This is a genomic window from Psychrobacter sp. Pi2-52 (genome assembly GCF_904846705.1).
Classification (GTDB): domain Bacteria; phylum Pseudomonadota; class Gammaproteobacteria; order Pseudomonadales; family Moraxellaceae; genus Psychrobacter.
Genome location: NZ_CAJHBS010000013.1, coordinates 58,787 through 73,598, shown reverse-complemented (window position 1 = coordinate 73,598; position 14,812 = coordinate 58,787). Strand labels below are relative to the sequence as shown.

The following is a 14,812-nucleotide window of genomic DNA, read 5'->3' as shown; positions in this document are numbered from 1 at the left end:
AAGCTGAGTTCATCATAACTCAGCTTCTTTATTAAAAGAATAGCAAAATACTCATCTCTTCATGACAAATATTCATAAGCAGCAAACCAAACAGGCATATCTATACTAGAGATATGGCCACCTTTATAGCAGCCAATTGCTTTTAACTATTTTTCATTTTATTTATAGTAAGCATTCTCTGTACGAGTATGATCAGTCTCGTCAACCACTTGGGTCAATTCTGGAATTTGCTGTTTCAGCTGTACTTCAACGCCTTGACGTAAAGTCATATCAACCGCTGAACACCCTTGGCAACCACCGCCAAATTTCAATACAGCGGTTAGACCAATGCCTTCTTCATCAATCAGTTCAAGCAACTGTACGTCACCGCCATGTGCTGCCAAGCCAGGGTTAATCTCTGACTGCAATACATAGTTGATGCGCTCTTCGACACTGGCATCAGCGCCTACTTTAGGTACTTTAGAGTTTGGCGCGCGGAAAGTCAGCTGACCACCAAAACGGTCTTTATTATAGTCGATGACCGCGTCTTCTAGATAAGGTACTGACGCCGCCTCAATAAATGCAGAGAAGTTTTCATACGTAAAACGCAAGTCAGCGCTGTCCTCTTCGCCCGGCTGGTTATAAGCCATGCAACACTCTGCGCGCGGTGTACCAGGATGCTCAACGAAAATACGCACACCGATACCATCGGTATCTTGCTTAGATAACAAATCTGCCAAGTAGCCTTGAGCTGACTCAGTGATAGTGATGTTGCTTTTCGCTTCGACTTGCTCGGTATCTAGGGCTGATTCATAGCCAGCAGTTTGGTCTAGTTGGTTATCAGCTTGGTTTTGCTCACTCATAATGTTTCCTATGCGTTATGACACAAACGCTATATCTATTATGGCTACTGTGTCGTGAATTTGGATTTTTAAAATATTTACGATTTATATAAGGCTTGCAGACTGGCAATATTTTCGATTTATTATTGTATGACATTGGCCGACATGAGTATAAAGTTTAATCCGTCTATAGCAGTCATTATACCTGAATCACACATCAATTCCGACCACGCTACTGTGAATTGAAGTGAGGCTATGGCAAATGGTCGTCATTGGTTTTTTTAATGATGCTAACAGGTCGCAAAGTAATTCAATATTTAAACCATGACAAATAAACACGCTGAATGATTGTGTAGGCTGCCAAGTTATTCTCTATATAAAGACAGCGATACCATTTATCAAGCGCACTCAGCGTTTTCGATATGCCATACCGTTCACATCTAGTCCGAGCAAGTCATCTGGTTTTGACGTAGTATTGTTAATTTGAATGATTGTGCGCAGTAGCGTTATGAGCATGGTGGCTTTTAATTGTCTTGTATAAATATCAGCTTGTATAAATATCGACTTGTATAAAGATTACGTATTTTTTGGATAGGATCATTTTATGATGACACGGACGTTGCACCTAGTAACTACCAAGGACGATGAGAAAATTGCCGTTTGGAAAGTAGTTGATAATTCAGAAGAAGATACGATAGCTAACACATCAGAAAACAGCCTACCTAACATCACACCGCAAAACATATTTTTGACGCATGGTACGTTTTCTGACAAGCAAACTTGCCTCAAAATCGCCGAATATTTTACAGGGCTTGGTCATCACTGCTACATCATGGAATGGCGTGGACATGGTGATAGCTCACTACCGAAAGAAAAGTTCAACTTTGAGACTGTCGCCACTTACGACTATGAGGCGACTTTTCGCTATTTCTTTGAAGAATTAAAGCTCAATAACCTGCACTGCGTTACTCATAGTGGTGGCGGTGTTGGTTTGACCATGTTTCTTGTCCAAAACCCAAGCTATATCGATAAGGTCAATAGCATCTGTATGTTTGCCTGCCAAGCTTTTGGTGCGGCGCAAGACTCGACCAGCTACACGAAAATCCTTATAGCCAAGGTACTTACGCGGTTAGTCGGCTTCATACCCGCTAAGCAGTTCAAAGTCGGCCCGTTTAACGAAAGCTACTATACGATGACCCAGTGGTACGATTGGAATTTGCGTAAAAACTTTAAAAGTAGTTTTTTGAAAAAGGCTCATTTTGATAAAGGCAGGACGAATACAGAAGAAATGAACGAAAGCATTAATCAGCAGAAAAGTACTGGCGATGACTTTGTCGACTATCGACATCATATGGCTCAAATCACGATCCCCGTTTATTCTATTAGCGCAAAAGGCGATACCTTCATCTCCCCTACTCGCGGCTGTCGTTTGTTTTTTGAAGGCTTTAATAATTTAACTAATGTCTTTCGAGAGTATTCGCTCAGTAATGGCGATTTAGATGACTATACGCACAGTCGCATCATGATCAGTCGTAACGCAGCCACAGAGATTTGGCCAACGGTAACGGCATGGATAGAGAAGCATGCCAGAACTCAGGGTAAATAATGACCACTTTAATACTGATTACCTTTGCTGTTTTAACTATTGCTATGGCAATTGTTTATCAGTACTACTTTACTATAACCAAGCAAATAATGAATCGTTATGACAAAGCGCCCTATGTGCTCGTCCTGTTTTATAATCCCTCATATCACATAATCTTTTATGCGGATCACAAAAGTGACCTAACCCCCAAAGAAGCAAATGCTTTTAAGTGCTACTTCTCAATATATACTGTCATGATTATTTTATTTATTACCCTGTTCCTTATAGGAAATACACTCATCTATCTACATACAACCTAACTAACAGGTTCAACAAAACATCTTTATACTTGTCAGAAAGTCATAGGCTGTGTCAGTATTAGCGTCATCAATTTTTAATCAATAAAAATAAGTCGTAGGAAGTTGGCGTCTATGAGTGAATTATCAGAGCAACAGTCAGATAAGCAAAACCTAGATCAGAAAAGCAGTAAACACTATCGTTATCTGGTCTTTATCGGTCGCTTTCAGCCGTTTCATGCTGGCCACAAAGCCGTCATTGATGAGGCGCTAAAACGCTCAGACGAAGTGATTATGCTGATCGGCTCAGCCAACTTGCCACGTAGCTTACGCAATCCATTTAGCGTCGCTGAGCGTGCCGCAATGATTAAAGGTGCCTACTCTGAAGAAGCCGCCGCACGCATTCACTGTGTTGGCTTAGATGACGCACTTTATAATGACACCCGCTGGCTACAGTATGTGCAAGCAGGCGTAAAATCTGTCACTGGCGACTTGCAGACGGATATTGGCCTGATTGGTCATTCAAAAGACAGCTCATCGTACTATCTGTCACTGTTCCCCAACTGGGACTCTGTGTCAGTGCCCAATTATCATAACTTATCAGCCACGCCTATTCGTGATAGCTATCTAATGGGTGCCACGCCGACGCCCGAGCGTACGCCTGAGTCGACGCGTAACGTCCTCGATGCATTCAAACAAACTGAAGACTATCACCAACTGCATGAAGAAGCAGACTTTATCGATAAATATAAAAGACAGTGGGAATCAGCACCATACCCGCCTACATTTATGACTGCCGATGCATTGATTGTACAGTCGGGGCACATCCTACTGGTTGAGCGCCGCAGTATGCCAGGACGTGGACTGTGGGCGCTACCTGGTGGATTTTTGAATCCAAAAGAGACATTGTTTGATGCTTGTATCCGTGAGCTGCGTGAAGAAACTCGCCTCAAAGTGCCTGAGCCAGTACTGCGCGGCTCTTGCCATAGCCAACATACCTTTGACGACCCATATCGCTCAGCGCGTGGTCGCACCATTACTCAAGCGTTTTATTTTCAACTCAAAAACGATCCGAAAGGGTTGCCAAAAGTAAAAGGCGGCGATGATGCGACCAAGGCATTTTGGCTACCCTTGGCAGAGCTTGATGCAAAAATGATGTTTGAAGATCACTATGCAATTATTACTAAGATGGTGGGCTTGTAGTTCGCTGCTAATCGTTTTTTCTAGTAGCTTTCTTTAGTAGCATTTTCTAGCAGCTTTTTATAATAGCTACTTGAGCAAATTATCATCAAAACAGCTATCCCTAAATATCGTATTAATAATTTGATACCAATGCCGATAGACGGCAATCAACCGCCGCCACTGTTCTTTTATTAAGACAGCTGCGGCATTTCAAAGCAGAGGAGTTCTGTGATGTATACCAGTAACCTAAACAATTTAATCTTAAATAGCGACAGCTATAAGACCTCACATTGGGTGCAATACCCGAGCGGTAGTGAGTATCTGTCAAGCTACATTGAGGCCCGCAAAGGTGACTACGATGTGGTGTTCTTTGGTCTACAAGCCTTTATCAAAGAGTACTTAAGTACGCCTATTACTCATCAAGATATCGATGAAGCCGAAAAGGTCATTCAGGCGCATGGCCTAACCTTCAATCGTGCTGGTTGGGAGCATTTGATTGAAAAACACGACGGCTACTTGCCACTACGTATCCAAGCCGTACCAGAAGGCAGTATCGTGCCTGTGTCCAATGTAGTCTGCCAAGTGATCAATACCGATCCTGAGTTTTACTGGCTACCCAGCTATATCGAAACGGCTCTATTGCGTGCGATTTGGTATCCATCTACGGTCGCTAGTGTTTCTCACTATTGCAAAGACATTATCCGTCAAGCGTTAGAAAAATCAGCGGACAATACAGAGTCCCTGCCTTTTCGCTTGCATGATTTTGGCTCGCGCGGTGCTTCTAGCCAAGAATCCGTCGCGCTCGGTAGCTTAGCGCACTTGGTGAATTTTGCAGGTACTGATTCGATGACGGCATTGGTCGCTGCCAGTCGTTGGTATCAAATGGATAAAGACATGCCTGCATTTTCTATCCCTGCAGCTGAGCACAGCACCATGACCGCCTGGGGCCGCGATGGTGAGACAGAGGCCTTTGCCAATATGATTGAGCAGTTCGGTGGCACAGGCAAAAGCTTTTCAGTGGTGTCTGACAGCTATGATTTGTGGAATGCCATTGATAATATTTGGGGTGGCAGCCTAAAAGACGATGTCAAAAATATGGGTGGCACCTTGGTCATCAGACCTGACAGCGGCGACCCTGCTAAAGTGGTTCGTGAGGCATTAGAGCGCTTAGCAGTGAAGTTTGGCACAACCACTAATAGTAAAGGCTATAAGGTCTTGCCAGATTATGTGCGTGTCATTCAAGGCGATGGCATCAGTCCGCAGAGCTTGAGTAAGATTATTGATGTGATACTAAAAGCAGGATTTAGCGCAGACAATGTCACCTTCGGTATGGGTGGCGGGCTATTACAGCAAGTCAATCGTGACACCATGAGTTGGGCAATGAAAGCCAGTGCTATCTCTATAAATGGGACATGGAAAGATATCTACAAAGACCCTGTGACCAGCCGCTCTAAGCGCTCGAAAAAAGGACGATTGGCACTGGTAAAAGACAACAGCGGCCAGCTAACAACTGTCAAAGAAAATGAGATGAGCGATCCAGCTGACAATCTATTACGTGATGTCTACGTCGATGGTAAATTGTTAATTGAAGACAGTCTCACGACTATCAGGGAACGTGCAGGATGGTAGATACTAGTAAACTAACATCGGTCGCAAGAGACGTCTTACTTGCCCCTGTCTACCTCTATCAAGGTCGCAAAATCAAGCGTGATACAGTCCGCTTGCCTGAACCACATGGCGAAAGGCACGGCGTGATTGACCTGCCTCAAGCAAATAATAAGGTATTAGCGCAAGATGCTAAGACATTTAACCTTATGGTCGTCGGTGATTCAGCAGCAGCAGGTGTGGGTAGTCAAACGCAGCAAGAAGCATTGGTCGGTAAGCTCATTCCAATACTGGAACAAAACAAAGCTATCCAATCGAACTTTGCTCGACTTAATTGGTCATTGCAAGCGACAACAGGTCATACTAGCTTTGATATTCTACGCAGGTTATATGTCTTACCTGCTCCTGAACAGCCTATTGATGTGATGTTGCTGAGCGTAGGGGTCAACGATACGACGTCCAACGTGTCTGTGCATAAATGGCAACAGCAAATTGAAGATATTATCAATATCGCACAGCGCAAATTTGGCGTACGAGAATTGGTTTTTTTAAGTTTGCCGCCGATGGCACAAATGCCTGCAATCCCTGCTCCGCTCAATAACTTTGTGGGTGCAAAAGCATCGGTACTTGATGGGATATTACAGCAGGTCTGTGCGGCTCATGCTGGTGTTACGTATATGGCAACCGACTTTACACGGATGCTAGAAGAGCATGCAAATGGCTCGGCTATCGATATCAATGTGATGTTTGCCAGTGATGGATTTCATCCTAGCAGTCTGATGTACGGCTATTGGGCGCAGCAGATCGTAGAAACTATTATTCAGTTACTAGATTCTGTTCAGTTATTGGACTCATCTACTACTGAGTTTGAGCGCTAAACAGCCTGTTAGCTTTATTTTTAGATAGTAGAAAATTAAACCGAAAAAAAACCGCTGAATAATCAGCGGTTTTTTATTGCTTAGCGGAATATATTTACACCATGAGTGTAAATTATTCAGCAGCGTCTGCAGCTTTCTTGCTACGGCCACCAAATGCGCCAAAGCGTTTGTTGAAGCTTGCAACACGACCTTCAGTAGAAGTTTTACGTTGCTCACCAGTATAGAATGGATGCGACGCACTTGAGATATCAAGTGGGTAGTATGGGTATTCTTTACCTTCGTATTCACGAGTCGCTTTAGTCTTAGCAGTTGAGCGAGTCAAAAAGAACACGTCAGCGTTAGTGTCGTGGAACAAAACTTCTTGGTAATTAGGATGGATATCTTTACGCATAATATACTCTCTAGGTCCGATGTATGTACGACGTCTAAATACAGCATCATCGATGATGTATCAAACAAATAATGACATACGTAACTGAGGCACTAAGGACATTACAAGTATGGCAACTGCGTCACTGGCTTATTCCAGCACCCAACACCACCCTTCTGTTCGCTTAGCCTTTCCCCAGCGGGAAAATTAAACCGCGATTTTAACGGTTTTTGACGTAAGACGCAAGGAGCAGTTGTGATAGAGATATGTGATAAGTTGTCAATGATAAAGTAATGGTATTGAGATAAGCGATGTAATTCAGTACAATAATTTGGTTAGTAAAATTAATCTATGGTATAAATTACTGTAGTTAACCTAAATAAATATACTGCGTATGAATCATTTATATTTAGTATATTAAACGGTACAGCTACGCGATATTGATCAGTTTTACAGGAAGTATCGCTTTACTTATTTATAGACAAACATAGATTTATAATCAAGCATGGAAAACCAATACTCAATAAGGACTATTCAATGATAAACATGACAATGAAGACCACTGCTAAAGCGCTATTCATCAGCTCAGCACTTGCTATCACTACTATGGCAAGTGCGGCACTACCAACTCAGTGGGAGTTAGATGATTCACATACTCGCGTCGGATTTTCTGTGAGCCATATGGGATTCTCAACCACAATGGGTCATTTTAGTGATGTTGAGGGCGTGGTGAATTATGATATGAAAGCACCAAACCAAACCAGCATGGAATTTACTATAGCCACCGACAGCATCGATACCAATTGGGATGCTCGTGATAAACATCTAAAAACTGATGAATTTTTCAATGTCGAAAAGTACCCAACCATGACTTTTAAATCGACCCAAGTTAAATTTATCAACCCACAGCAAGCTAAAGTAACCGGTGACTTTACCTTACTCGGTCAGACCAAGCCACTGACATTGGATGTTACATTAAATAAAATCGATAACAGCCCACTGACTAAAGAGCCCGTTGCTGGTTTCCGTGCTACTGGTACGATCGATCGTGCCGCTTATGGTATGACCGCTTATGCTAGCGGTATTACGACCAACGTCCCTATCCAAATCGACGGTGAGCTAGTAGAAAAGAAATAACAGTAAGTTTATAGCTCTCTAATAGCTTTCGACAAAAACGAGAAAAGCAGCCTACCCTCATTTATAGAGGCAGGCTGCTTTTTTATTTCCTATAGATTCTTCTACGCTCTAATCATATATATTCAATATTTTACATAAAAGGTTTTTATATACTTGAAGGCTTCATATTTTGTTGTTATATTCGTATATACGGATTTACGAATATCTAACGCAACACTGAGGGAGCAGCAACGTGGATACAGTACAAGTTGATTACATAGCGATAGATGCTGAGTGGGATAAGAAGGTATCAAATCATCATTTTGATATATACCACTTATCTGGTTGGATTGCGGCCTCAGCTGTCATCGATAAGGGCAAACCTCAAGGCATCATCGCTCACTATAAAAACAAGGAAGTATTGTTACCTATTATAGTTAGAGACATTGACTCAGAGCACTGGGATGCTACTTCCACTTATGGTTACGGTGGTCCGTTGATGGACAAAACCCTCACCGATGCTGAGTTAGACATCATACTGGATGAGATAAGAGCTTTTCTTTGCGAAAGAGGCTGCGTGTCTTTGTTTATGCGGTTGCACCCGATTATTAATAAAGAATGGATACCCACAGTTGGCAAAGCACTGACTCACGGACTGACCTTGATGTCTGATTTAAGTAAGTCTGAAGAAGAGCATTGGAGCGAAACACAAAATCGACATCGCCGCGGTATCAAAAAAGCCATGAAAATGGATGTCGTGACAAAAACAGAATTATTAACTCGGCAAAACGCGATGGTGTTCTCAGACATTTATAAAGAGACAATGCGAAACGTCAATGCCAGTGATTACTACTTCTTTGATGATGATTATTTTTTTAATTTGCTTGAGAACCTTCAAGAAAAAATACTGTTAATAACCGCCTATCAAGACGATAAACCAATCGGGTCCTCTATATATACGCTCTGCCAAGAGTCTGGCATTATGCAGTTCCACCTTGGCGGCACGCTGAACGCCTATACGCATCTGCAACCTTCTAAACTTATCACTCATGTCGCTCGCAATTGGGGACGAGAGAACCGTTATGAAGTGCTACATCTTGGTGGCGGCGTTGGCTCCAATTTAGATTCTTTATATGAGTATAAGAAAGGCTTTAGCTCGCAAGAGTTACTATTTAAGACTTATAGACTCGTTGTTAATGCAGTGAAATATACAGAATTAGTAGCTGATATCTGGTTTACGGAAAGTGATCTGCTCTCAGACTTTTTTCCTTTATATAGAAAAGAGCCTAGCAAAGAAGAAGTGTTAGAGAACATTCAGGTTGAGCCTTTAGCAAATGTGACATAGTACAGATTGCATCTAATACTAGAGAATAACACCAAACAAAAAGCAGCCTGCCTCTATAATTTAGGACAGGCTGCTTTTTTATCTTAATATTTTCGATTCAGTTTATATCTAATGCATACTATTTACTTGGAATAACATGCCAAACGCCAAGTTTATCATCACCGTCTTTGTCACCAACTTTTGTATCGTTAGCATAGAAGTATAAAGGCTTACCGTTCATTGCCCACTGATATTTGCCATCTTCACGCTTAAATGCAGCGAACTGACCTGAGGCTTTAGCATCACTAGGCGCTTTGAAAATTGGCCACACAACTTGGCAGGCTGCACCGCAATCTGACTGGTTCATAGAGTCTTTATCAAACGTATATAACGTCATATGGTTGGTAGCATCTACCAGCACCCCATTCTTGCTAGTGACTGGTGCTGTATTATTGCTTGTTGCCTGTACTTCATGCGTACCTGACATATCGTTACCGACTACGTTTTTTAAAGTAGTACAGCCAGTTAGTGTTAATACACCTGTTAGTACCGATAACATCATTATATTTTTCATCATAACTTCCTTGTAATTTTAGTCGTATTTTTTATAGCGATAAGCCTGTGGTTGTTTACTTTGTCGACTGTCCCTATTGTTCATTTTGATATTTGTAGTTTTGAACAGTCCTCAAAACAGAACCTACGCTTCTTGTTAAGCAAAATAAATATAGCATACGGCTTTAGATTATCTCGTTAATCAATATACACGCTTACAAAAGTGGTCGAATTTTACAAAATAATAAAACGAGCTTATTTTCGATTTCACAAGTTTGCCACTTCTCTCGTTTACTCTATTTTTAGACAGGCTCGTTTGTCTGAAAAAATTCACACATATAGCGACTCGTTGACAAAACTCATGCATCTTCTTACGTATTTCCCATCATATTGTCTGTAGTTCTTCGTAAAATAAACCTATAGAGATGAAGAATGGCTAAACAATAGAAAAGATGATTATTGAAGTTCAGATTTGTGTGTTGAACTTAATTACCTTCGCACTCATATCAAGAAATATAGAACATTTGATACATATACCGAGCACGGCCTAATACAGATGCTATTAAGGATACAACGACGACAATGACTCAGTCTTTTGATAAAAAATACGCTCAATCCTTTAATCGTGACGCTCATTCTGGGGTGTTATCTTATGGGGCACAAAACACTCAACCTAAAAAGCGTGTTGGCATTTTGGGCGGCGGTACTGCGGGATCGACGATTGCGATTCGACTTGCTGCGTTAGGATTAGAGACCTATTTGTTTGAAAAGAAAAAATCTCTCATTGATGGACCACCTATGTGTCATTTGCATGCAGGTGGTAACTTGTACCGTGAAATACCGGACGAGGATTGCGTAGCACTGCTCAAGCAATGTATCGATATTTTGCGTTTATATCCGCACACTATTGACGTTCGTCCTACTGTGTTTGCCGTACCGACACGTGACGAAGGCCTGCCTGAAGACTTACTACCGCGTTTAGATATTTTGACCGATGCTTATCAAGAACTGATCGAGCAAGATGCTAATAATAAAGTATTGGGCGAGCCTGAAGATTACTACCAATTATACAGCCATGAGCAATTGATTGAGCTGGCTGAACGTGAGCAAGTCGCTGTACCAAGTACGGTTGATGAATGGATGATTCCAGTCGCTAGATACTTGGATTTGAACAAAGTTAAATTTCCGTTAATTGTTGTTCAAGAATATGGCTGGAATATTTTTCGTTTAGCCGCTTCTGCCAAGCTTGCGCTCGAAGAGTACGACAATGCGCATGTATTTACCGAAACTGCTGTGCAAAAAGTCGTACCGGTAGATTGTGAGAACTGTACCAATGCTGACCATCATGTCACCAAATGGCGTATCGACTATCAACAAATCCATAGTCAAGAACATGACTCTCAGCCTGAGTCTATCGAAGTTGATTATCTAGTCAATGCTTGCGGATTCCGTACAGGTGTTATTGACGATATGGTCGGTGTCGAAGTTACGCGTATGGTCGAGTTCAAATCGTCTTATGTGACCCATTGGGGCGATGCTGGTGGACAGATACCAGAGATCATCGTTTATGGTCAACGAGGTACACCAGAAGGCATGGCGCAGCTTACTCCCTACCCTGGCGGATATTTTCAGATTCACGGTATGAGTAAAGCCATTACTCTGTTTGATGATGGTCTTGTCGCATCAAGTGAAGACAGTGCGCAGCCCAAACTGCCACAGCAATACGTGCATTATATTGAAGATGGTTGGGATAAAGCACCCTTACAGGCACGTAGTCAGCAAGCGATTGAGTATGTGGCGGAGTTTGTACCGACATTTAACAGCGCGCGTACTGTTGGTAACGCGCTATACGGTGGGCAGCAGATTCCCGGACAGGATGATACTCTGCGAGTCGCTGATGTGAGTTTATATTCTAATATACGCTATGCCCGTGCAGAAAACGTCAAAGCATCTTCGACCTTGATTGCCGCTGACCAAATAGTTAATGAGCTGACAGATCTAGGCTTGATAGAGAACGATACACCTCTGAATCGTAGTCGCTATGCTCATGAATGGTCGTACCTTGTCCATAACGATAGTGTGGCCGTGGATGAGGTTGCACGTGAGCTCGCTGAACAGCGTGGATTCCCAATCGCTATGGCTCATGTTAATCATAGTATTCGTGAAGTAGCATTGGACGATCTCACGCCTGCTGATGCCTAATAGACATGATTCGCTGATAGGTTGTTAATACATATAACAAAGGAGCAGATAACCGAGATTTGGTTATCTGCTCCTTTTTTGCAATAGCTTTTCATATTTAAGCATTTGCTGTGTATGAATAGCTATACGGCTTAACTATTACTACCAGCCATCTTCTCCGTATCCACAGCATCATCTATGGTCACTACTGTCTGTAGCATATCAATCGCTTCGCTGATGGTATTACACACTACTAGACGATCTAAATCTTCCTGCTTCATAAAGCCTTGCTCAGTGGTATATTTCAAATGCTCAATCATACGGTCATAAAAACCATTGATGTTCAAAATAATCATTGGTTTTTCGTGCTGGTACAATTGACGCCACGTGGCGATTTCCATAATCTCTTCTAATGTTCCTAGCCCGCCCGGTAGCGTGATAAAGGCATCGGCATACTCTGCCATGACGGTCTTACGCGTGTGCATAGTGTCAGTCAAATGCAAGCGAGTCAGCTGCTCATGAGCGATTTCGTGCTTGAGCATAAAGGTTGGAATCACGCCCACTGCTTGCGCGCCGCCATTGATTACTTCATCCGCAACTGCGCCCATCAGACCGATACTAGCGCCACCATATACTAGCCCCATGCCATTATTTGCTAATGCACTGCCAAGCTCGCGTGCCGCCTGTTCATAAACGTCACCATTGCCCAAGCGTGAACCGCAATACACAGCCACGAGCGGCATTGATAAGGCAGACTTGTCGACTGCTTTTTCGATATTAGTAATGTCTTTGCTTGTGATTACGTCATAAGTATCATCGTTGATTTTCATTTGCATATAGCTTCCTTAATTACCTGTCAGTTTTTATTGAGTGCTTGTTATTAGTGAGGGCTGCATACCGACACCTATCATTTATATTGTCATGCACATGATTCATAAGACAAACTCAACCAAGCTATATAAAACTTGGAAGTCATATTTGAGCAACTGTCTTGCCAGCATTTATCTTAACATAAGCAATGCTACCACATAGTCACAACGATTTATCACTACGCAACGACTACACTTTCAAGATGCGCATTTATTGTTCATCATAGTTCAATATTCATTATCTACTAATAAAAATACTAAGGTATACCCATGGATAATCACAACGCCTCTCCTACTACCGAGCCATCAAGCTCTGTGGTTAATAGCAATCTCACTATTAAAAGTAATGTGCAGGATGCGAGCAATATTGATATTTACTCATTAAGCATCATGACCGATCGCAACCAAGCATTGGCAGCCACTGTCTATCGCCCTAAAGATGCGACAAAAAAAGCTATCATGATGGCACCAGCCACAGGTATTAAGCGTCACTTTTATCATAATTTTGCGACCTACCTAGCAGAAAGCGGCTTTGGGGTACTGACCTTTGATAATGAAGGAATCGGTGAGTCACTATCGACCGATTTGGCAAAATGTAGCGCTACCTTGATCAGTTGGGGTCGCCACGATATGCCAGCTGTACTTGATGCCTTACAAGATGAGTTTCCTGATGCGACTTATCATCTCATCGGTCATAGCGCAGGTGGTCAGCTCATCGGCTTGATGCCCAACTATCAGGCGATTGGCTCAGTGTTCAACGTCGCTTGCTCGTCAGGACGTATCAAAAATATGGGCATGCCATATAAGCTCAAAGCCATGGGTTTTATGGATGCGTTTATTCCATTCACTAATTTAACACTAGGCTATACGCCGTCAGATAAAATCGGTATGGGTGAGCCACTGCCACGCGGCGTGGCTCGTCAATGGCGTGAATGGTGCAATGGGGCGGGCTATATCAAAACCGCATTTGGCAAAAGCATACATACGCATTTCTATGATGAGCTCAGCATGCCAGCACTATGGCTTGGCTTTAGCGATGATGATATCGCCAACAGTGAAAACATGGACGATATGATAAGGGTATTTACAAAGATGCCCGTAGAAAAGCGATTCTTAGATCCTGAGGATTTTGGACTAAATCATATCGGTCATATGCGCTATTTTAGCAGTAAGACCAATATAAAAGCGCCGCAGCTATGGCAGATGGCGGTGACATGGTTGCACGACCAACCATAATTTTATCGTCACGTAGCCCCTTATATATTGGCTACGTAATAACTCAGGTTACTTTTTTGCGTTTTCTGCCTCTTCCATTTGTAAGCGTTTAGTCAGTGCTGAATACAGCGACGGCTGCATATTATGAATATTGCCTATCATCCATTTAACATAGCTGATAGGCACATCTTTGATAGGTTTGCCTTTATGCTTACCAAACGGCATTTTGCTCACAGGAGTCGCTTTGTTGGAAATAGCATGTGCTGCTGCAAAATCTGTCGGCGCAATTTCTAGACGCTCGCAGCATGCTTGATACAGCAAATAGCACATTCGAGCATCGCCAAGCGCATCATGAGCGGCAATCGTCATTGCACTCGCCTCACCCTTGCCCAACAGTTGCTCGATACACTTAGACTGACCGTAAGCACACCATTCTGGAAAGGCTGCCCGCGCAAGCCTCACCGTACAAATCAGCTTAGCAGAAGGACTGCCAATCACTCGCCAATCAAAACGTACGTTATGACCAATCAAGTACTCTGGTAATTCAAACTGTTCTAGCTCAAAACGCTCAAGTCCAGCCACATCATCATCGGTAATACCATGCACCTTTATGACAATGGGTGAAATAGATCGACCACTGTTAAAGTATTTCATCCATTCAAAGCCAGTTGCTACATTGATAGTAGCAACTTGGATGGGTCTGGGATCACTGCCCTGATCTGTTTCGGTATCGATAACCAACGCTGTTTCGCGCGTGGCAGAAATATCAGCAGGCTTAAAAGCATCATTCATAAAGTATTAACCATCAGTAGCAACTG

General features: G+C 42.5%; 13 protein-coding genes. 8 read left to right on the top strand and 5 right to left on the bottom strand.

The window, feature by feature from the left end:
• Nucleotides 1-158 precede the first annotated feature (158 nt).
• Nucleotides 159-842 carry a Fe-S biogenesis protein NfuA gene (gene nfuA / locus JMY00_RS08540; protein ID WP_057761762.1) on the bottom strand — a complete coding sequence of 228 codons (684 nt, stop codon included), beginning with the start codon at nucleotides 840-842 and terminating at the stop codon, nucleotides 159-161.
• Nucleotides 843-1,425: 583 nt separating this feature from the next.
• On the opposite strand from nfuA, the gene JMY00_RS08535 reads away from it, so the two are divergent.
• The 4 genes from JMY00_RS08535 (at nucleotide 1,426) to JMY00_RS08520 (ending at nucleotide 6,367) form a co-directional block, all read left to right on the top strand.
• Entirely contained in the window at nucleotides 1,426-2,427 is a 1,002-nt protein-coding gene (locus JMY00_RS08535) for an alpha/beta fold hydrolase (protein ID WP_201579850.1), read from the top strand.
• Between the two features lie 410 nt (nucleotides 2,428-2,837).
• Entirely contained in the window at nucleotides 2,838-3,905 is a 1,068-nt protein-coding gene (locus JMY00_RS08530) for a bifunctional nicotinamide-nucleotide adenylyltransferase/Nudix hydroxylase (RefSeq protein WP_201579849.1), read from the top strand.
• A 210-nt stretch (nucleotides 3,906-4,115) separates the two neighbouring features.
• Nucleotides 4,116-5,513, top strand: coding sequence for a nicotinate phosphoribosyltransferase (locus JMY00_RS08525; protein ID WP_201579848.1), 1,398 nt, complete (start codon nucleotides 4,116-4,118; stop codon nucleotides 5,511-5,513).
• A complete protein-coding gene (locus JMY00_RS08520; protein ID WP_201579847.1) occupies nucleotides 5,507-6,367 on the top strand; it encodes an SGNH/GDSL hydrolase family protein in 861 nt (286 codons plus the stop codon). Before JMY00_RS08525 ends, JMY00_RS08520 begins: the two co-directional genes overlap by 7 nt.
• A gap of 112 nt (nucleotides 6,368-6,479) precedes the next feature.
• Here the strand turns inward: JMY00_RS08520 and JMY00_RS08515 are convergent, their stop codons facing one another.
• Nucleotides 6,480-6,758: a type B 50S ribosomal protein L31 gene (locus JMY00_RS08515; RefSeq protein WP_057761772.1), complete on the bottom strand. Its 279-nt coding sequence runs from the start codon at nucleotides 6,756-6,758 to the stop codon at nucleotides 6,480-6,482.
• A 516-nt stretch (nucleotides 6,759-7,274) separates the two neighbouring features.
• Here JMY00_RS08515 and JMY00_RS08510 point away from each other — a divergent pair.
• Together JMY00_RS08510 and JMY00_RS08505 are read left to right on the top strand one after the other, a co-directional pair.
• Nucleotides 7,275-7,874: a YceI family protein gene (locus JMY00_RS08510; protein ID WP_165597900.1), complete on the top strand. Its 600-nt coding sequence runs from the start codon at nucleotides 7,275-7,277 to the stop codon at nucleotides 7,872-7,874.
• Between the two features lie 232 nt (nucleotides 7,875-8,106).
• Nucleotides 8,107-9,198 carry a GNAT family N-acetyltransferase gene (locus JMY00_RS08505; RefSeq protein ID WP_201579846.1) on the top strand — a complete coding sequence of 364 codons (1,092 nt, stop codon included), beginning with the start codon at nucleotides 8,107-8,109 and terminating at the stop codon, nucleotides 9,196-9,198.
• Nucleotides 9,199-9,316: 118 nt separating this feature from the next.
• Here JMY00_RS08505 and JMY00_RS08500 read toward each other — a convergent pair whose 3' ends face one another.
• On the bottom strand, nucleotides 9,317-9,754 hold the full coding sequence (locus JMY00_RS08500) for a hypothetical protein (protein WP_240990706.1): 438 nt from the start codon (nucleotides 9,752-9,754) through the stop codon (nucleotides 9,317-9,319).
• Between the two features lie 557 nt (nucleotides 9,755-10,311).
• On the opposite strand from JMY00_RS08500, the gene JMY00_RS08495 reads away from it, so the two are divergent.
• A complete protein-coding gene (locus tag JMY00_RS08495) occupies nucleotides 10,312-11,931 on the top strand; it encodes an FAD-dependent oxidoreductase (protein WP_201579845.1) in 1,620 nt (539 codons plus the stop codon).
• A 131-nt stretch (nucleotides 11,932-12,062) separates the two neighbouring features.
• Here the strand turns inward: JMY00_RS08495 and JMY00_RS08490 are convergent, their stop codons facing one another.
• A complete protein-coding gene (locus JMY00_RS08490) occupies nucleotides 12,063-12,746 on the bottom strand; it encodes a TIGR00730 family Rossman fold protein (RefSeq protein WP_057761780.1) in 684 nt (227 codons plus the stop codon).
• A 303-nt stretch (nucleotides 12,747-13,049) separates the two neighbouring features.
• Between JMY00_RS08490 and JMY00_RS08485 the strand changes: the two genes are divergently transcribed.
• On the top strand, nucleotides 13,050-14,015 hold the full coding sequence (locus JMY00_RS08485; protein WP_201579844.1) for an alpha/beta fold hydrolase: 966 nt from the start codon (nucleotides 13,050-13,052) through the stop codon (nucleotides 14,013-14,015).
• Nucleotides 14,016-14,063: 48 nt separating this feature from the next.
• On the opposite strand, the gene JMY00_RS08480 is transcribed toward JMY00_RS08485, so the two are convergent.
• The gene (locus JMY00_RS08480; RefSeq protein ID WP_201579843.1) at nucleotides 14,064-14,786 is read right to left on the bottom strand and encodes a DUF3820 family protein; all 723 of its coding nucleotides are present in this window, start codon (nucleotides 14,784-14,786) and stop codon (nucleotides 14,064-14,066) included.
• Between the last annotated feature and the right edge of the window lie 26 nt (nucleotides 14,787-14,812).